This window comes from Aquimarina discodermiae, assembly GCF_040786235.1.
Taxonomy (GTDB): domain Bacteria; phylum Bacteroidota; class Bacteroidia; order Flavobacteriales; family Flavobacteriaceae; genus Aquimarina.
On record NZ_JBFMKP010000026.1, the window covers coordinates 1 to 19,777 of the forward strand.

General features: G+C 32.9%; 15 protein-coding genes. 11 read left to right on the plus strand and 4 right to left on the minus strand.

Annotation, left to right across the window (positions count from 1 at the left end):
• The first annotated feature begins 105 nt into the window (after positions 1-105).
• Genes ABW636_RS16470 through ABW636_RS16480 form a run of 3 tightly spaced genes read left to right on the plus strand, consistent with a single transcriptional unit; the run spans position 106 to position 3,936 of the window.
• Complete coding sequence (locus ABW636_RS16470; protein ID WP_367591162.1) at positions 106-2,091, plus strand: hypothetical protein; 1,986 nt, start codon at positions 106-108, stop codon at positions 2,089-2,091.
• Between the two features lie 5 nt (positions 2,092-2,096).
• Positions 2,097-3,122, plus strand: a complete 1,026-nt coding sequence (locus tag ABW636_RS16475) for a hypothetical protein (protein WP_367591163.1) — start codon at positions 2,097-2,099, stop codon at positions 3,120-3,122.
• A complete protein-coding gene (locus ABW636_RS16480) occupies positions 3,112-3,936 on the plus strand; it encodes a hypothetical protein (protein ID WP_367591164.1) in 825 nt (274 codons plus the stop codon). The genes ABW636_RS16475 and ABW636_RS16480 overlap by 11 nt, the downstream gene beginning before the upstream one ends.
• Before the next feature lie 214 nt (positions 3,937-4,150).
• Here the strand turns inward: ABW636_RS16480 and ABW636_RS16485 are convergent, their stop codons facing one another.
• Together ABW636_RS16485 and ABW636_RS16490 are read right to left on the minus strand one after the other, a co-directional pair.
• Positions 4,151-5,191, minus strand: coding sequence for an alpha/beta fold hydrolase (locus ABW636_RS16485; RefSeq protein WP_367591165.1), 1,041 nt, complete (start codon positions 5,189-5,191; stop codon positions 4,151-4,153).
• Positions 5,181-5,804 carry a hypothetical protein gene (locus ABW636_RS16490; protein ID WP_367591166.1) on the minus strand — a complete coding sequence of 208 codons (624 nt, stop codon included), beginning with the start codon at positions 5,802-5,804 and terminating at the stop codon, positions 5,181-5,183. Before ABW636_RS16490 ends, ABW636_RS16485 begins: the two co-directional genes overlap by 11 nt.
• Positions 5,805-5,952: 148 nt before the next feature.
• Here ABW636_RS16490 and ABW636_RS16495 point away from each other — a divergent pair, with 148 nt between their 5' ends.
• The 3 genes from ABW636_RS16495 (at position 5,953) to ABW636_RS16505 (ending at position 11,184) form a co-directional block, all read left to right on the plus strand.
• Complete coding sequence (locus ABW636_RS16495; RefSeq protein WP_367591167.1) at positions 5,953-6,978, plus strand: sensor histidine kinase; 1,026 nt, start codon at positions 5,953-5,955, stop codon at positions 6,976-6,978.
• Positions 6,979-6,985: 7 nt separating this feature from the next.
• Entirely contained in the window at positions 6,986-7,663 is a 678-nt protein-coding gene (locus ABW636_RS16500; protein ID WP_367591168.1) for a LytR/AlgR family response regulator transcription factor, read from the plus strand.
• Positions 7,664-7,923: 260 nt separating this feature from the next.
• Positions 7,924-11,184, plus strand: a complete 3,261-nt coding sequence (locus ABW636_RS16505) for a WD40/YVTN/BNR-like repeat-containing protein (protein WP_367591169.1) — start codon at positions 7,924-7,926, stop codon at positions 11,182-11,184.
• A gap of 60 nt (positions 11,185-11,244) precedes the next feature.
• On the opposite strand, the gene ABW636_RS16510 is transcribed toward ABW636_RS16505, so the two are convergent.
• Positions 11,245-12,003 carry a helix-turn-helix domain-containing protein gene (locus tag ABW636_RS16510; RefSeq protein WP_367591170.1) on the minus strand — a complete coding sequence of 253 codons (759 nt, stop codon included), beginning with the start codon at positions 12,001-12,003 and terminating at the stop codon, positions 11,245-11,247.
• 167 nt (positions 12,004-12,170) lie between these two features.
• Here ABW636_RS16510 and ABW636_RS16515 point away from each other — a divergent pair, with 167 nt between their 5' ends.
• From ABW636_RS16515 to ABW636_RS16530, 4 genes are all read left to right on the plus strand, one after another.
• Entirely contained in the window at positions 12,171-12,350 is a 180-nt protein-coding gene (locus tag ABW636_RS16515; RefSeq protein ID WP_367591171.1) for a hypothetical protein, read from the plus strand.
• Positions 12,351-12,835: 485 nt separating this feature from the next.
• A complete protein-coding gene (locus ABW636_RS16520; RefSeq protein WP_367591172.1) occupies positions 12,836-13,663 on the plus strand; it encodes a helix-turn-helix domain-containing protein in 828 nt (275 codons plus the stop codon).
• Between the two features lie 158 nt (positions 13,664-13,821).
• Positions 13,822-14,664, plus strand: a complete 843-nt coding sequence (locus tag ABW636_RS16525; protein ID WP_367591173.1) for a serine hydrolase domain-containing protein — start codon at positions 13,822-13,824, stop codon at positions 14,662-14,664.
• A 3-nt stretch (positions 14,665-14,667) separates the two neighbouring features.
• Positions 14,668-14,895 (plus strand): hypothetical protein, encoded by a 228-nt coding sequence (locus ABW636_RS16530; protein ID WP_367591174.1) that lies wholly within the window; start codon positions 14,668-14,670, stop codon positions 14,893-14,895.
• A gap of 84 nt (positions 14,896-14,979) precedes the next feature.
• Here the strand turns inward: ABW636_RS16530 and ABW636_RS16535 are convergent, their stop codons facing one another.
• Positions 14,980-15,981 (minus strand): CE1 family esterase, encoded by a 1,002-nt coding sequence (locus ABW636_RS16535; protein ID WP_367591175.1) that lies wholly within the window; start codon positions 15,979-15,981, stop codon positions 14,980-14,982.
• A 505-nt stretch (positions 15,982-16,486) separates the two neighbouring features.
• Here ABW636_RS16535 and ABW636_RS16540 point away from each other — a divergent pair.
• Positions 16,487-19,777: a VPS10 domain-containing protein gene (locus ABW636_RS16540; RefSeq protein WP_367591176.1), complete on the plus strand. Its 3,291-nt coding sequence runs from the start codon at positions 16,487-16,489 to the stop codon at positions 19,775-19,777.

A 19,777-nucleotide genomic window follows, 5' to 3' on the forward strand; every position in this document is an offset into this window, starting at 1 on the left:
ATCTGTAAACACCTGCCTGTCAAGTGATTTTAATATCTTCATCTTTTGTGTATTTACATACAATTTACAAAATAACATACTCATTTACAATAATTTGAGACTTATATGGGTAACCCTATTAAACAAATAAAGTGTTTTGAAAATGAAGATTGGCTTGGGGATGATGAAATACGCTTAGAAATCAGAGCAGATGGTAATGCTACAGATACGCTATACAATGATGATTTTGATGATGGCGAAACATGGACATTAAATAAATCCTATAACTTCACTAATTCTATACAGCTAAAGATGATGGAAGGGGATTGGCCAGATCCAGATGATCATTTGGGTACACATGATATTAACGCAAATACTTCTCTTATTAATGCAGCGGTGTCCTTTACAAAAGACGATGCCGATTATGAATTACTATTTGATTTGATTGTTCAAAATACAAGCGATCCTCAGGATACCACAGATCCTGCAATAGGCCCTGTTAACATTCGTCCATTTTTTAGTAGAATGGGAAAAGGTCTAATAACACAAGGTCAATATGATAGCCATATCAATGATAATAGATTATATAGAGTCGGTAATGAGGTGATTAGCATACGAGATGATTTTCAACGTCATAGTGCTCAAGATGGTAATAAAAGTAATACAAGATCGGTACGTAATTGGATCCAGACACATTGTAACTTTAGAAGTCCTGATACCTATATAGATGATAAGCCAGAAGTATCCTTAGGGATAAGCATTTTTTTTACAGGAAAGAATTGGAAAACCGTAAATAATGAAAAAAGCATCCAACTTTCCGGTTTTCAGGATTATAGTAGGGTAACTTATACAGATAACCCATTTACACACGAAACTCGGGATTGGAACTGGGACATGGTTCCTGATCCTCAATTTATGTATTTATTAGGTGAAGGATACAAGGGTAAAGGGAGCGGAACCAATAGAGTACCTATTATTCATAACGAATGGGAAACAGGTTCGTTTCCCCTACAGTGGCGCCCATTTTGGGGAGAATATATTACCTGTTGGGGGCGTCATATATGGGATGTTGGACATGCACCAACCGTTACAGAAATTCATCCTGCACATACTATTATAAGAGAACATACTACTGCAGCTTCAATAGGAACCAATAATGCAGTAGTACCTGTAAACGAAGCTTATATTGGTATAGGTTTGTCTGGTGGATATCCAGGGCACAGTGATGGTAGGTGGAATGCAGAGTTTGGTGGTATTCCTAATGGTGTATGGGGAGACACAACAGATTGTTGGGCTACAAACCTAAAAAAACATCCTGTAAAATTTAAGTTTTACCCTCCTGTTAAACGTCCGAACAATAGCGCTACCTTAAAATTTAGGGTAAAACTCTGTCAACACATTCGGGTAGACGACAATGATGAATTAGATGAGTTTTTAGAGCTTACTCAAAATGATGATCCTGCAGATGGTGGAGCAGATCTGGCATTTAGAGATTGGAATACCACTGTTGGATTTAGTAGAGAAAATACTAGCAATCAGTTTAAGCCATCTTTTACAGTAAAAGATGGTCCAGACGGTTTACTTGCTTATTATGATGTTGAAATAGACTTGAGTGAAATGTCTAAAATTCCTGTAGGGTATTATGCAATCATTCAATGTGGATGGAATATCCCAGGAAATGTCACTTTACAGAAATATGAAGTTACTTTTAAAACTATTAAAGCATTATCAACAGACGAATGGTATGACGATTGGCATTTATACTATGGGGTTAATGGTTTATGGAGCGCCTGGTGGACAGATGATTTTATAGAAGAAGGACATACGTATACTCGTAATAAAAAATTCAGTTTTTGGACTGTAGATGATATGCCCCTTGCCATACGTGATACTGGTGTAGAATGGGATGGAACAGATTATGCCAACGAAAAACTGGACACTGTAGATCTGGTATTAAATGGACCCAATCATCTAGCTAGTTTACGAAACAAGGCGATTTCGGATAGTCATTTAACCATACTAACCGATACCACCAATAGTATCGAGTTTAATGTGACAGGAAAAGGTGGAGATACTTCACATCGATGGAAGATAAAAATTGAAAAAAAATAGATCGTATGATGAATATAATACCACAAACAGAATTGGCAATTACTCATGGAGAGTTACAAAAAAGGCCAAAAGACACAAAGGGTTCTCATTTTTATACGAATCCTATAGAATTAGCAATTCCTGCATTACTTTCTGTATCAGGAGGACCAAAAGAAACCGTTCCGTATTATCAAAATACTATTCAAAATATAAGCGATGTTAAAAGGGCTTTTAAAGGAACCCTATATCATACAGCCAATGCAATGCTAATGCATAACGAAAAATTAAGTGAGATGGCACTGAATCATCCTGCAATAAAGAGCAAACTTAATATTGGGCCATTAGCACGATTAGCGTATCATGAAAAAGTAACTCGAGCCTTAGGGTTATTACTAGTAGATATATCAACTTATCTTGGTTTAAGTACTAAAGGGTATATGGATTGGGATGATGGTACTTATGAAACTGCAATGGCAATAAGCTATGTATGGCGAAGAACAATGATTGATAAGTTTAAGTTAACACAATCACATACTCTAGTTCATTTTGAATCGAGAACATATCTTAAAAGCTTACTAAAAAAATATCCAAACCAACCTTTTGCTCGATTTGCAGAAGAACGATATAAAATGGCCTGGTATTTAAAAAATGAGGCTCAAAAAAAACAAGCAAAAGATTATTTCTCAACACTTTCTAAAACCAAAGGTACAGATGAAACATCTAGATTATGGCGTTTATTAGGAAACTCATCTCTTATTGACTTTGGTTTGCGTTACTCTAATCCAAAGGTACTACAACAAAGCTTTGAAAATTTGTCATCAGATTTAACACAAAAGGAAAAAGAACAACCTGCAATACAACTAGCCAAAGCAAAAATGTTTGTACAAATGAAAGATACAACTTCAGTCAAAAAAATTGCTTCAAAATTATCTAAGTACAATAGTATCTTCTATAAAAAAGAAGCTATAGATCTATATACTATAATTGGAGACACAAAAAAATCAACACTTTTAGAAAAACAACTTTTAAAAACACAAAATTATGGCAACTGATATCAGATTAGACAATACTGTAGTAGAAGTAATAGGTAATTTTACGAATTTCAAAAAAACAAAAACCAGTAATACTTCGGTACAAATTGATTCCAGGTATGGTAACATTACTTTGGGGGGCAATAATCAGGATGGTGATTTTGCGGTAAAGAGTAAGAACGGTGAAAATACGTTAACGATTAACGGTGATACTGCAAATATGGTGCTAGGAGGAGGAGGACAACATGGTGATTTTTATGTAAAAGATAAACAAGGAAAAAATACAATTCATATCAATGGCAGATATGGTAATATTGCCTTGGGAGGTAATGGGCAAGATGGTGATTTTGTGGCGCTCAACAGAGAAGGAAAGAATACAGTGAATATTAATGGTTTACATGGTAATATTATCTTAGGGGGTAATGGACAAGATGGCGATGTGCTGGTAAAAGATAAAAATGGAAATACAACTATTCACTTGGATGGAACATCCAAAAGTGCAAGAATAGACAACAACCTTACGGTAGGTAGTAATGGATCAGGAGGAGATATATATGTAAAAAATAATGAAGGTAAAAAGACTATTTCTTTAAACGGAGATCAACATAAAATTACCATAGGAGCAATAGCTAACAGCGGAAAATTAGATCTTAAAAATGCTGAGAATGCTAGCATAGTCTTTATGGATGCAGAAAATAAAGTAGTAAACATTGATGGTGAAATATTCCTAAAAACTGCAGATAATACGATGTTGGGAGTATTAGCAGAACTACAGGCATTACGTCAGGAGTTAGACGCTTTAAAAATTAGAGTTGATGACTTAGAAACACCTTAATCTAAAAATACACCTATAAAAGCTACTTTTAGTTTTTGGATTAAATTAATATCGAATAATCTGAATAATCCGAGTTAAATAATAATGGAAGAAACTATTAAATGCGTTACTGAGGATAAGTAAATTGACCAAAAACCTATGGGTATAATCTCACATAGGTTTTTCATTGTTAAAGACCTATAATTAATTTAGGTTAATCGTACACTTTTGGGTATTATTTATTCTGATTCATAAACTGAATAACTTCCTCTGCAAATTGATCTGGTTCACTTGCAATTGGAGAGTGTCCTGATCTTTCAAAAATCACCAAATTTTTGGAATTTGAACCTATATTTTCGAAGATCGAAGTCCCAAAGGTTACTGGCACTACCATATCATATTTTCCCCAAAGTAATAAAGTAGGTATCGTGATTTCTGAAAGCCTATTTGTATAATTTATGTCTCCAAAAAATCGTCGTTCTATCGATTGAATGGTATTTGTATTCCAATATGCTGTTAAAAGGTTATACTCAAAAGTAATATCAGATAAGTTATTTGCTCTGTTTATAATGCCATCGCTTGCAAGCCTGTTTTCAGCTTTAAAAGCTTCGATATTTAGTTTTCTACTATCATCATCATTTCTTGTAGTAGTATCCATACCAAGAACGAGATGGTTTACAGATTTCCAATAATCAATACTATTTCCTAATGCAATTTGTTCATTAGCAACAAGAGCATGATTTGTCAAGTTTGCAAAATATACTCCATATGGATTATTAGAGCTCCCTATTTCAATCCACCCTAAAAAATCATCTTGATTTTTTAATAGTGTAGCGGTACCTACAGTGCCCCCATAACTATGCCCTAATAAGAAAAAACGAGCATCACTACCGTATTTTGCCTTAAGCACTTTAACCAAAGCAAGAACATCTTCGGCAATGAGATCGATTGTTAATTCTTCTTCAGAATAACTTCCTTGGGACATTCCAGAACCTCGTTGATCAAAATAAACAACAGCGCAGGTTTTTTCTATACGATCAAAGGCTTTGCCTTTAAAACCTAAGCCTAAACCTCCAGGACCCCCGTGTAATGTAATTAGAAATATTTTTTCAGAACCATTCCCATGAATATATGCAGGCATATCGGCATTTTTATGGCGAACAAAAATGGTGTCACTTAAATTACCTAAATCATCATCGCTTGAACAGGAAGAAATACTAAAAAGCATTAGTAGTATATATACTATTCTTAATATATTGAAAATTCTATTTTGCATTATTTTTTATTTTAAAATTAAAACGATATCCGTATTGAAATGAAAGGGAAGGAAGCGTCCCAGAATTAAACGGTGTTCTAAGCATTAGATTCATGTTTAAATACCATGCAGTAAGCTTTTTACTATTTCTTTGTTTACCTATACCTACAGAGAGAGAAGGCGCATAATAGCCTCTGCTAGGTAAAAAAGATTTCTTTACATCATTTCCTTTTACCTTATAGGTTTCAGGTAAAAAAGAACGATAATATCCCAATGGATTCAGTTCTATACTAAATTGTTTTTTTTTCTTATTGGTTCTTCTCCAGATAAGCCCATAATAAGTATATACTCCTGTATCTGTTTTAGTAGTAAAATTAGTAGTAAAACCAAGGTTTCCATTTATAAGAAACTGATGTATGTTTGTTCTTTTACCTCTTTTTGGATTTTTAGTTTTTATAATTTCTTTCCATAGATATTCTGCGCCAAAATTCAATCCGTTATTCCATACAAAATTACCCGAATAACTAATCTTAAATTCTGTTTTGTTTAAGAAAGTAGAAGTACTCTCTTTTTTATCTTGTGCACAAATAGATATAGCAAAGAATAATAGAAGAATGGAAACATATTTTCTCATTTTTTACATTTATAATTCTGGTCAAATAAAAAGAAATGAAAGCTTTTAAAAATAATAATTTGATAACCGTTGAATAATTGATGATGAACGTAAAAAAACGCATTATCTCAAATAAATTATGCTTTCCTTTGTTTTTAAAATATTCAAGATGAATAGATCCAAAATAGTAGTAATTGTTGCAGGGCATATAGTGTTCTGGTTATTAAACTATTGGATTATTGCGATTGATTCACGACTTAATTGGAATGGTTTTACTTATGCTTCAGGTAGTTTTGCTCATGCCTATATCTACGGTCTTTTTTTTAATGTCTTTTTGTTTTATACACAGATTTTTTGGTTATTCCCCAAAATTTATGCTCATAATAAAAAAGTGAAGTTTTATATACTATCTATTTTTATAGTTATTATAATTTCTCTAATTGAAACCTATTGCGATTATGTACTGTATAATAAATATAACATAAATAATGAACGAATATCAGGAAGTTTCATTACTAATTCTATATTTCACATATTGTATAGTATAGCTGGTTTTTACTATATTCTTAAATTTGAACACAAAAAAGCTAAAATAGTTAATCAAAAACTTTTAGAGGAAACGTATAGAACAGAATTAAAATATCTAAAAGCACAGTTAAATCCTCATTTTTTATTTAACGGTTTAAATAGTATTTACCATCTGATTGGCAAAGATGATACTTTGGCTAAGCAAACATTACTTCAGTTTTCTGGATTATTACGCTATCAATTGTATGAAAGCAGTACTCATATTTCATTAGAAAAAGAATTGGATTACGTACTAAAATATATCAATATCGAAGAAACTAGAAAGGGCTCAGATATACAATTAGATTATGATATTAAGTTAGAAAATCCAACAATGAAAATAGCACCTTTGTTATTAATTCCTTTTGTAGAGAATGCTTTTAAACATTGCAGTAACTATGAGAATAGTAGTAAGAATACCATTGAAGTAATCATTGATGAAACAGGAGGAGAGCTTACCTTAAATATTGCAAATAGTTATGATGAGCTAATCAATCAAAAAGTTGCAGGAGGAATTGGATTGGTCAATGTGCAAAAAAGATTAACTTTATTGTATCCAGATGCCTATAAACTTAAAATTAATAAAGAAACATCCCAATATATAGTTAATCTATCTATTAGTTTATAAAGTTAAAATGAGACCACTTAACAGCTTAATTATTGATGATGAACCTATAGCACGAGAAGGTATAGCTGACTATTGCAAAGAGATATCGTTTTTAAATGTTGTCGCATTATGCAAAAATGCGTTGCAGGCAAATCATTATCTACATACATATCAAATAGATTTGATCTTTTTAGATATCAATATGCCCTTAATATCAGGTATCGATTGGTTAAAAGGTATAAAAGATTCTCCATCAATAATTATGACAACTGCATATGAAGAATATGCTTTAGAAAGCTTTTCGTATAATGTAATAGACTATTTGGTAAAGCCCATTTCGTTTGAACGTTTTTTACAATCTATTAATAAAGTAAGTAGATATTGTGGAAATGAAGCTTCAAAAAAAGTCATTTTTGTTAAAAGTGACAAACAGCTTAAAAAGATTACAATGGATAGTATTTTATTTATAGAAGCAATGCAAAATTACATCAAAATTGTAACTGTTTACCAATCAATAACCACTCAAATGTCTTTAAAAACAATAAAAGATATATTACCCGATGATTTTATACAAACTCATAAGTCATATATAGTATCTAAATATATGGTCGATGAAATTATAGGAAATCAAGTTGTTATTAAAAAACACAAAATTCCAATAAGTGTTCGTCTTAAAAAAACAGTATTAAGTAACCTAAATATGTAGTTTTGTATTGTTTATAAAACACATTTTGAAGTTAGCTCACAGGGTATTTAAACAAAAATAGTTTTAAGAGTTTCTGAGCAATTCTCAATATGTTAAAACCCATATCCAACTAAAAACGGGATTAATCCAATTAACAGTAATAGATTTTTCTTTTCATGTGCTATCATTGTAAGTTCATAGGATATTTTAGCTTTTTTTTATAATAAAAGGACACATGATTAATTAAATTACAATGCGAATTAATTAAAAAAAACTCTTCTATGAAAATATTCTCTTCTCACACTTTAACCATCTTATTTTCACTATTTTTTTTATATACAGGTATTGCTCAAGATAAAGATACAAAGGAAAATATCTATGGGGGGCTTGCATTTAGAAGCCTAGGACCTGCACTTACCTCTGGGCGAATAGCAGATATTGCCATACATCCAAAAAATGAAAATGTTTGGTATATAGCGGTAGGCTCTGGTGGAGTTTGGAAAACTGTAAATGCAGGGACTACTTTCAAACCGATTTTTGATGGACAATCAAGTTACTCTATAGGATGTATTACTATAGATCCCAATAATTCTAGTACAATTTGGGTAGGAACAGGCGAAAATGTTGGAGGGCGTCATGTTGGTTTTGGGGATGGTATTTATGTGAGTCATGATGAGGGAAAGAGTTGGAAGAATATGGGTTTAAAAGCTTCAGAACACATTTCAAAAATTATAGTACACCCAGAAAATTCTAATATCATATATGTAGCTTCACAAGGACCATTATGGAGCAAAGGCGGTCAACGAGGTTTTTACTTATCAGAAGATGGTGGAAAAACATGGACCAAAACCTTGGGTAATGAAGAATGGACAGGAGTAACCGATATCGTCATGGATCCAAAAAACCCCTCAATTATCTATGCAGCTACATGGGACAGACACAGAACTGTTGCTGCTTATATGGGTGGTGGACCCGGTTCTGGTATACATAAATCAACAGATGGAGGAAAAACCTGGTCAAAATTAACGTCAGGAATTCCAACATCGAACTTGGGTAAAATCGGTTTGGCTATTTCGCCTTTTGATAATGAGACCATCTATGCAGCAATAGAACTGGACAGAAAAAAAGGAGGAGTTTTTATATCTACAAATGCCGGGGCTTCATGGTCTAAGCAATCAGGTGCTGTTTCTGGGGGTACAGGACCTCATTATTACCAAGAGTTGTACGCTTCACCACATCAAGAGGGTAAACTGTATTTAATGAGCAATTATGTACAAGAATCTAATGATCATGGTAAGACCTTTACCACAATGAATGAAAAGAAAAAACACGTGGATAGTCATGCTATGGCTTTTAAGAAAAATGATCCTAATTATGTACTTTTTGGTACCGATGGTGGATTGTATGAGTCTTATGACCTTACAAAGACCTGGCGTTATTTTGATAATCTTCCTATAACTCAATACTATAAAGTAGCTGTAGATGATGCTACTCCTTTTTACCATATTTATGGAGGTACCCAGGATAATGGATCCCATGGTGGTCCTTCAAGAACTATACGCGCCAATGGTATATTAAACCAAGATTGGTGGATTACTTTGGGTGCAGACGGGCATCAATCTGCTACAGAACCAGGTAATCCTGATATTACCTATGGTGAGTTTCAGCAAGGCTGGTTATGGCGTATTGATCAGACCACTGGTGAAACCGTATTTATACAACCACAACCTGTGGCAGGTGATCCACACGAGCGTTTTAATTGGGATGCTCCCATTTTGGTAAGCCCTCATAATCCAAAACGTTTGTATTTTGCTTCTTATAGAGTTTGGAGATCAGAAAACAGGGGAGATGACTGGACTTCCATTTCAGGGGATTTAACACGTAATGAAGAACGATTTACACTTCCTATTTTAGGAAATCAACAAAGTTGGGATAATCCTTGGGATGTGGTGGCAATGAGTAATTATAACACTATTACGTCATTAGCAGAATCTCCTATCCAAGAAGGGTTATTATATGCAGGTACCGATGATGGGATTCTTCAGGTATCAGAAGATGGAGGTACTAATTGGCGTAAAATAATGCTAAACAGCATCAAAGGAGTACCTTCCAGGGCATTTGTTAATGATGTTCGTGCCGATTTATTCGATGCCAATACGGTGTATTTGGTATTAGATAATCATAAAGAAGGGGATTATAAACCTTATTTACTTAAGAGTACAGACAAGGGTGTAAACTGGAGCTTTATAAATGGTAATCTACCTAAAAAATTATTGACCTGGCGTATAGTGCAAGATCATAAAAAGAAAGGATTGTTATTTACTGCTACAGAGTTTGGTATCTATTTTACTGTAAATGGTGGCGGTAAATGGACACAGCTAAAAGCTGGTTTACCTACCATATCTTTTCGTGATCTTACCATCCAACGACAAGAAGACGATTTGGTGGCGGCTTCTTTCGGAAGAGGGTTTTATGTACTCGATAATATAGCTCCAATACGTAATTATGATGCTTCTAAGTCCAATGAAGCTCAGTTTTTTGATGTAAAACCTGCATATAGATACATTCAGAAAGGCGAAGTTTATGGGCAGGGAAATAATAGTTATGCAGCAAAAAACCCTGATTATGGAGCAGTTTTCACGTATTACTTACCCAAAAAACTGAGTTCATTAAAAGAAACACGTACTAAAAAAGAAAAAGAGTTGACCAAACAAAAGGCTAGCATTTCTTTTCCTGGTTGGAAAGCATTGGCTGCCGAAAAAAATCAGGAAAAAGCCGAGCTAATTCTTTTTATTAAAGATAGTAAAGGTGATGTTGTTAATACCATAACCGGAACCCATAATAAAGGGTTTAATAGAGTAGCCTGGAATCTTAAACATGCCAACAGATCGGGTGTTCCTTTAAAAGCTCCTAAACCTAATCCTGAAGAAGGTTTTTTTGGATCCCCTTATTTGGCAACATCAGGTACTTACACGGTAATATTATATAAAAATACAGACGGTATTTTGACTGCATTGTCTACTGCAAAATCATTCGAGGTAAAACCTCTTAAAAAAGGAGCATTGCCTGCTAAGCCTTCTGCAGAAATAGATTCGTTTAGAGATTCGTTTCAAAAATTCCAACAAGATTTGAAAGCAACCGGTAGTAGTATTTCCAAAACTAAAGAGCAATTAAATGCAATGCAACGTGCTTATAAAGAAGCAAAACGCCCATCGAATGACCTATATACAAAGATAACCAAAGCCAAATCCGAACTATTAACAATAGAAACTATTATGAATGGTAATAGTGCTAAGAATGAAGTAGGAGAGAAGAATGCTCCGTCACCTCAAGATGGTGCATTTGTTGGGTTTGTAGCGCTAAATAATACATATGGCCCCACAGGTAATCATCTAAAAGCTTTTAGTAGAGCACAAAATCAATTGAAACAGTTAAAAATTAATTTAAGTAGATTGATGAAAACTGATATCCCGGCCTTAGAATCTCAATTACAATCAGCGGGCGCACCATGGATCGAGGGACAAGGCCTTATAGACAATTAGATCATTCTAAATCCCTAGTTAGTTAAGGATTATTTGAATTCAAATTTAGGTAATCCTTAACTATAATAATTTGTTGATGGTTGCATAAGAAATAGCTTCATTTATATTGGCTACATCAAGTTTTTCAAAAAGTTTTTTTCTGTGAAATTTCACGGTGTCCGGAGAAATATTAATTTTTTCAGAAATTTCACTTATTGCATATCCTCGAATGGCATATTGTAAAATTTCTTTTTCACGTGTAGAGAGTTCAATATTTTTTAAAGTTTTCCAGCAGTCAGTCTCTAAATCATACATCACCTTTTTTGTACCGTCTTTTTTAGTTATAATAATGTTTCCAGAATTTTGTTGTGTTGATAATGAAACGAAACAAATTGATTTCCATATTTTTCCACTTTCTGTTAAAAATAGTGGGGTTAATTTTTGATTGATTAAAATGGTTTTTCCTTCTTCATTTTTTAAGTGAAAATCATATGAAATACTATACTCCTTTCGTTCTTCGAAAGGTATTTTTTCATAAAAATCAAAACCGATTGTATTTATTCTTAAAAGTAACTGTAAATCACTTTCGGGAACATATTTAAAATAAAAATCATATCCCATTTCCTTAACTTCTTGGGCAGAATGACCGCATAAAAACAGAGGATTGTCAGAGACATATTCAAAACCTTTTAATTGATAATCAATTACATATATGCTTTTGTAGGTGGTTCGGGTAAAAGCTTCTATTACCTCCAGATAGTTTGCCGTTTGATTAACATCATTATCGGTTAAGTTATTAACCGTATTTTTTAAAGAAAAAAAAGAATTTACATTACTCATAATTATCTAAATAGGTAACCAATTTTATAACTACTCTAGCGTGTAGTCATAAACATTTAAATAAGTGTTATGAACAAATATAAGTTTTTAAAACTACTCCAGAGTGTAGCTATATGATGGTTCATGCTTGCTAGTTTTGTAGAAGTAAACACTAAAAACAAAATCTCATGATAAAATTAATTTGGACGCTAATCGTATATATAGTTCTTTATTTTCTAAATATAACAGGACAAGCCACAACAGATAATTACATAGATTATAGAACAATAAAACTAAAAAAGAATGAGATCTTAAATAATAACTTGTGTAACCCAAGATATTTTTACCATTATGAAGAAGTGTATTAAAAAGAGTAAAACACCATATAAATATCCTATATAATTATTTTTAATCTATTGATTAATAAGCTAAATTAATTCAGTAAACCTATGTTAATACCTGTAGCATATAATGTAGACTAAACAAACCATCAACCAATTTTGGTGATCTATTCTTTCACTAACAAATTAAGATAGTTTTAAAAAAATTACTCATTATATTTGGCGTAAAAAAAGTGAAGTTAGTATATGATTTTCTATATATTATAGGTATGCTTTTTTCAAGCATATTTGTATATATATTGTTTAAGTCCAAAGAACGTAATCTATCAAAATCTATATTAATTGTATTTTTTGTGTTGTTGATTTTTGTGTTACTTGAGTCTTATGGTGTTATTCATAATATAAGAACTTTACTATATTCAAGTTTTATTGTTGCACATGGGGCAAAATTATTAATTGGCCCTTTATTATTAACGTATATTCAAGCTTTATTTTTTGATGATCAAAAAGTCTTGAAAAAGAATACAATCTTATTCATTCCATATATTGTATTTCTGTTATGTATTAGTCTACCATATGCAATTGCCAGATTATTTGATGGTTATTTTGTTGATTATATATATATTATCGAAAATTATAACCAGTACTTAAGGCTTAGCCAGGGAATTATACTATTAGTATTTATGTCTTTTGGGTTTATTCAATTTCTTAAGTTCAAAAAAATATTGAAATGTAACTATTCTACTATAGAACATAATAATTTTATTTGGGTACGATATCTATTACTTTCAGTAATCATTATTATATCTATAGATCTTCTCATGGCTATAAGTCAACTCCTTTTTGATGCTTTACCTATACGGTCACAAAACATTAGTATGGCGTTGATAGCTATCGCTTTAATTTATGGCGCTTATTTTGGAATAAATCAAACCAAAGTATTAGTACCCTATTTTTTGTTAGAAAAAGAATCTCATACACAAAACGCAACAAACAAAACCATAGATAAATTAAAGGAAACCGAATTTATAGACTTAAAAATATCTTTGTTAGCATATATTCAAAATGAAAAACCATATTTGGATGAAGAACTTACACTAAACAAACTAGCCAAGGCAATAAAAACGACAGATAAAAAATTATCATTTCTACTGAATCAATATATGAAAACTACTTTTTACAGCTTTATCAATTCCTATCGTGTTGATGAGTTTAAAGAATATATTGCTTCTTCTTCCTATAAAGAGTATACAATAGAGGCTATTGCCTATGAATGCGGTTTTAAATCAAAGGCCAGCTTCTACAGGCTTTTTAAACAAGAAACAGGATTATCCCGTTAGCCTATAAAAAAACATTAAATTGACCTTCCTTTTGTCTCTATGGATACAATGAGACTCTAATTCCTCTTCTTTTTATTTGTTTTGCTTTAAAATTAGTAATCATTTAAAGTAAAATAAAAATGCAATTATCATCGTCAATCAAAAAAAACAAAATTCTTATGAGTTTACTTCTTGTAGTAATGCTACAAGCCTGTGGACCCCATAAGCCACAATTTATGGGAACTCCTTTTGAAAAACACACTGATTTAAAAGAAACCGGATTTACACAAAAAAAACTGGATTCGATGAGAAGTTATATCAGCAAAAACTTAACCACAGAAGGAATGATAATTCTAAAAAATGGAAAACTTCTTTTTGAATATGGGAATGTAGAAGATTTAGGTTATTTAGCTTCTGTAAGAAAGAGTATATTAAGTATGTTATACGGTAAATATGTAGAAAATGGCACTATTATTCTAGATGAAACCATAGGTGAGATAGGAGTGGAGGAAGATGGTGGATTAACCGATTTAGAAAAAACGGCTACTGTACATGATATTATAAATTCTCGTTCTGGAGTATTTTATACTCCCGTAAATGGAGGAAGTGATAATAAAAATATCCTGAAACGAGGTTCGAAAAAGCCAGGAGAATACTTCGTATATAATAATTGGGACTATAATGTGGCTGGTTATATTTTTGAGAAAAAAACTGGAAAAGATATTTATCAGGAATTAGAAGACCAGCTAGCGATTCCTCTTGGTTTTCAAGATTGGAATATTAAAAATCAAAAGAAACAGTACAAAAAAAGTAAATCACGATATCCAGCCTATCACATGTATATCTCGGTTAGAGATATGGCAAAAATAGGGCAATTAATGCTTAATGATGGAAAATGGAACGGGAAACAGCTTATTTCAAAAGAATGGATTAAAAAAACAACATCTACAATAACTTCTACAGAAGAAATTAATAACCGTAAAGGGCTAAACGAATCAAGCCCTTACCAATTATCTTATTGATATATGTGGTGGATTATAGATAATATTAAACATCATCCTGATTTTGAAGGAGCATATCATGCTAGTGGGTATGGAGGGCAATACATAACTATTATCCCCAAATTAAACATTGTTGTAGCTCATAAATACAAACTAACTCCTCTGGTAAAATTAGGTGTAAAGCTAGTAAAGGATGTCCCATACTGGGAATACTTTGGTCTATTAAACGATTATATTGCTACAAAGAAATAATATAAGTATACTATAAATTAGAAAATCCTGTATTTGATATCATATCAAATACAGGATTTAAAACTATATTATATTAACATGGTTTTAAAATGAATTAAACCATTCTGGAACTGCAGTAAGGAAAAAATCAGGTGGTTGATGACCAGGCTGTGACCCTCCACCAGAATATTGACCTGGAGAATACAAGGTGAATCGAACCGTAGTTGAACAACTCTGGTATTCCTTGCTTTGACCATTAACTCCTCCTACATTTAATGTAGTAGATGTAGTACTGCAACCATATTTATTAAGCCAATAATCGTTTTGTTCTTTTCCAAAATCACCAGGACTATCTTGTTGGCTAGCATAGTGTTCATCATCTAATCCAAAGAATGTCCATACAGCGGTGTTACCTGAGCATCCTAAAACTTCATCACTTAAGAAACTACCATTGTTTTCGAACCAATAAGGTCTATTAGCAGCATTTGGTGCTACAGCTCTAAACTTATCTCCCATAAAACAAGCTACAATCGCTGCCATATCACCTCCCCAGGACTGACCTGTTGCAAAAATTCTATCAGAATCAATATTGTATTCTTTTTCTATTAAATCTAATAATTCTTTGATAAAATTAATGTCTTCGACACCATTAGCATTACCCGCTTGAGGTCCTAATTGCCATCCTCCTAAAGTACCCCAATTAGGGAAATTTCTAAATTTAGGATCTGGGTATACAAAAATAGTATTTGTCATTTTTTGTTCTAAACCAGTGACACTACCACTCCATCCATCTCCCATCCAATCCTTCGAACCTTTACCAGTACCATTGGTTCCAGGGAATACTACAACCAATTTATGTGCAGTAGCACTAGAATAGTCATTAGGAACGGATATATAAAAACTTCTTTCACCACCAGCACTCGAAGAAAAGTCTGTCGTTATTTGCTTTTCACCTTTATCCGGTAAAGCTAATGTATTATCAGGTGTTGGGTCAGGGTCTGGTGTTGTTACAGGGTCTGGGGTGTCTTCACTATCATCACCACTACTACAGGCTACCATACCCATCATAAGTAGCATAAAAATAAATGGGGCATATTTTTTCATCATAACAAAAATTTATTTATAAACTCGCAATTTAATGTTTTTTTATTTATGTTAAAAAAAACTTTATTATTTTAACATATTATCAAAAATCGTACCTAAATATGTGCATAATTGTAAACTATTATTTATTGGGTTTGGGATAGAAGGCTAAACTAATTTTGGAATACTGTAACAACCATATTGAAACTTTGATGACTAAATTCGGTTGATTTCTTTTTTTTGTTTGTAACAAGACAAAGTATAAAAATCAGATTTTCATTTATATAAAAGATGTAAGTAGCATGACAAAATCATTATTGACTTAGATATAAGATGAACTGAACTCTTCTATCAAGGAGATAGAGATCATACATTTTATAGTTTCATAAAAAAGAACCTCTATTTTTGGTGAAGTTTACATTCCAGATGAATGATATATGAATTAGTGTTATAATATTCGTAATACTTAAAAAAAACAATATAATGTTTTGTATGTTTGAGAATTCAACAAGTCATCAAATTATTACAAATGAAAAAATCATTTATCCTGGTACTTGGCTTTGTATTTAGTTTTAGCCAAATTTGTAATGCCCAGAAAAAATCTAAAAATAATTCAGAAGAAAAAACTCCATTAGAATCCATAAATATTTCAGGACTTAGTTGGAGAAATGTCGGGCCGGCGTTGACCTCTGGTCGTATTTCAGATTTTGCTTTTAATCCTAACAACCCTTACGAATATTATGTAGCTACTGCATCTGGAGGGGTATGGAAAACGGTTAATTCTGGTGTAACATACACACCTATTTTCGATGCACAAGGATCTTATTCTATAGGATGTGTTACTATGGATCCAAACAACTCTAATGTGATTTGGGTTGGAACAGGAGAAAATAATAATCAACGCTCTGTAGCCTATGGTGATGGTGTATATAAATCAAATGATGGAGGGAAATCATGGAAAAACATGGGCCTTAAAAATTCCGAACATATAGGAAAAATTATTGTGCATCCAGAAAACTCTAATATAGTTTATGTGGCTGCCATTGGTCCTTTATGGAATAAAGGAGGGGATCGAGGACTCTATAAAACAGAAGATGGGGGAAAAACGTGGAATGCGATTCTAACTATAGACGAACATACAGGTGTTAACGATATAGTTATGGATCCAAGAGATCCTAATGTATTATATGTTTCAACCTTGCAAAGAAGACGTCATGTATATACTTATGTTGGTAGTGGACCAGGATCTGCCATGCATAAAAGTGTCGATGGTGGAACTACATGGTCAAAAATAAATAACGGATTACCTAGTGAAGAACTGGGGCGTATAGGATTAGCTATTTCACCAGCTAATCCAGAAATTATTTATGCTATTGTTGAAGCGGCTAATGATAAAGGAGGTTTTTTTGCTTCAACAAATAGAGGAGCTAGTTGGGAAAAACGAGGTTCTCATGCAACCAGTGGTAATTACTATCAGGAAATTATTGCCGATCCGATTGATGAAAATACCGTATACTCTATGGATACATGGATGTCTGTGACTCATAATGGAGGCAAAAGTTTTGAATTGGTTGGTGAAGACACTAAACATGTAGACAATCATGCTATGTGGATAAACCCGAATAATAATCAGCATTGGATTGTGGGTTGTGATGGTGGAATTTATGAAACATTTGATGCAGCAAAAAACTGGGATTTTAAAAAGAACTTACCGGTGACTCAATTTTATAAAGTTGCAGTAGATAACGACTATCCTTTCTATAATATTTATGGAGGTACCCAGGATAACTTTAGTTTAGGAGGTCCCTCTAGAGTTTTAACAGAACATGGTATACGAAATTCTGAATGGTTTATTACTAATGGAGGCGATGGATTTGAATCGCAAATAGATCCTAATAATACAAATATTGTCTATGCCCAATCACAATATGGTGGATTGGTACGATATGATAAAAAGAGTGGAGAGAAAGTAGGAATTAAACCTAAGGCACGAAAAGGAGAAAATGCCTACAGGTTTAATTGGGATGCTCCTTTGGTAGTAAGTAGGCATTCACCAGGAAGATTATATTTTGCAGCGAATAAGGTGTTTAGATCTGATGATTATGGTAATAGCTGGAAAGTTATTAGTGAAGATCTCTCACAACAAATTGATAGAAATATCTTAAAAGTGTATGATCGTGTGGTAAGTATAGATGCAGTAATGAAAAATGGAGCTACCTCGCTTTACGGAAGCGTAGTGGCCTTTTCAGAATCGCCAATAAATAAAAGTTTATTAGCTGCCGGAACCGATGATGGTTTAGTCCATATTTCTGAAGATGGTGGACAAAACTGGAAAAAAATTTCAAACATTCCTGGAGCTCCAAATCAATCTTATGTCAATAGTATTTATTTATCAAAACATGATGAAAACGTATTATATGTAGCTTTTAATCATCATAAATATGGTGATTTTAAACCTTATCTCTTTAAATCTATCAACAAAGGAGTAAGCTGGAAGGCTATCCAATCCAATCTTCCAGAAAGAGGTAGTATTTATGCTATCGAAGAGGATCATATAAACAAAAACTTACTTTTTGTAGGTACAGAGTTCGGTGTATTCTTTTCTCCAGATCAGGGACAAAACTGGAAACAATTAAAAAATGGACTTCCTACCATTGCAGTAAGGGACATAGCAATTCAGGAGCGCGAAAATGACTTGATACTAGGGACCTTTGGTCGTGGTTTTTATGTAATGGATGATTATAGTGTGTTAAGAAACCTTGAAAATTCAGAGCCAAGTGAAAAGGCTAAGATTTACCCTATTAGAACGGCTTTAACCTGGGAACAAAGCAGCCCTTTAGGGTTACCGGGAAAATCGTTCCAGGGAGATAATTTTTACACCGCAACTAATCTTGGTCCAGAAGCGATGATTACTTATTATTATAATTCAGATTATAAATCAATTAAAGATCGCCGTCAGGAAAAAGAGAAGGAACGTATTAAATCTGAAGCTGATACTTTTTATCCGAATTACAGTAATTTAAAAGCAGAAATAGATGAAGACAAGGAAGAATTGGTATTTACTATCAAAGATCCTAATGGTAAGGTGGTAAAAAAAGAGTTTAAACCTGCAAAAAAGGGCGTACAGCGTTTTCATTGGAATCTCAGATATACACTTCCAAATCCAATTAACCTGAATAAACCTAAATTTTATAATCCCTTTGGAGGAAAGGATGAAGGAACGCTGGTTGCTCCAGGAATATATACTGTAGAAATGGGGCTATTAAAAAATGGCGAGTTAAATTCGCTAACGAACCCGGTAACCTTTGAAGTAAAAGCATTAAACAATGTCGAAATGCCGGCTAAAGATCGTGCAGAGAAAGTAGCTTTTCAAAAAGATTTGGCTAGACTACAAGCCAATATGGGAATTACTCAAAAGTTAATGTCAGAGTCTAAAAACAAGCTGAAATATATGAAGGCTGCTATAAAACGTGCGGAGCAACCCTTAGCTACTTTATATAAAGAGGTGATTGCTATTGAAGATCAATTAAACGAAGTAGAACTGGCCATGTATGGTGATCCAGTAAAACGTCGATTAGATATAGATCAACCTTTGGCTCCTGCTTACCGTCTGGGTAGTATTGGTTATGAGCAAAAATACTCAACAGCAACACCAACGCAGACACATCGTGATAGTTATACGATAGCAAAAGAAGAGGTTACCGTACTCAAAGCTAAAATGGAAAGTATTTATAATAAAGACCTTAAAACGTTAGAACAAAAATTAATCAATGCGGGCGTTCCATATACGCCTGGTAGAGGTTATCATTATAAAGACTAA

Bases quoted from the DNA above. Each gene is read 5' to 3' on its own strand.
- ABW636_RS16470 (WP_367591162.1), top strand. From the start codon at position 106: ATGGGTAACCCTATTAAACAAATAAAGTGTTTTGAAAATGAAGATTGG.
- ABW636_RS16475 (WP_367591163.1), top strand. From the start codon at position 2,097: ATGATGAATATAATACCACAAACAGAATTGGCAATTACTCATGGAGAG.
- ABW636_RS16480 (WP_367591164.1), top strand. From the start codon at position 3,112: ATGGCAACTGATATCAGATTAGACAATACTGTAGTAGAAGTAATAGGT.
- ABW636_RS16485 (WP_367591165.1), bottom strand. From the start codon at position 5,191: ATGCAAAATAGAATTTTCAATATATTAAGAATAGTATATATACTACTA.
- ABW636_RS16490 (WP_367591166.1), bottom strand. From the start codon at position 5,804: ATGAGAAAATATGTTTCCATTCTTCTATTATTCTTTGCTATATCTATT.
- ABW636_RS16495 (WP_367591167.1), top strand. From the start codon at position 5,953: ATGAATAGATCCAAAATAGTAGTAATTGTTGCAGGGCATATAGTGTTC.
- ABW636_RS16500 (WP_367591168.1), top strand. From the start codon at position 6,986: ATGAGACCACTTAACAGCTTAATTATTGATGATGAACCTATAGCACGA.
- ABW636_RS16505 (WP_367591169.1), top strand. From the start codon at position 7,924: ATGAAAATATTCTCTTCTCACACTTTAACCATCTTATTTTCACTATTT.
- ABW636_RS16510 (WP_367591170.1), bottom strand. From the start codon at position 12,003: ATGAGTAATGTAAATTCTTTTTTTTCTTTAAAAAATACGGTTAATAAC.
- ABW636_RS16515 (WP_367591171.1), top strand. From the start codon at position 12,171: ATGATAAAATTAATTTGGACGCTAATCGTATATATAGTTCTTTATTTT.
- ABW636_RS16525 (WP_367591173.1), top strand. From the start codon at position 13,822: ATGAGTTTACTTCTTGTAGTAATGCTACAAGCCTGTGGACCCCATAAG.
- ABW636_RS16530 (WP_367591174.1), top strand. From the start codon at position 14,668: ATGTGGTGGATTATAGATAATATTAAACATCATCCTGATTTTGAAGGA.
- ABW636_RS16535 (WP_367591175.1), bottom strand. From the start codon at position 15,981: ATGATGAAAAAATATGCCCCATTTATTTTTATGCTACTTATGATGGGT.
- ABW636_RS16540 (WP_367591176.1), top strand. From the start codon at position 16,487: ATGAAAAAATCATTTATCCTGGTACTTGGCTTTGTATTTAGTTTTAGC.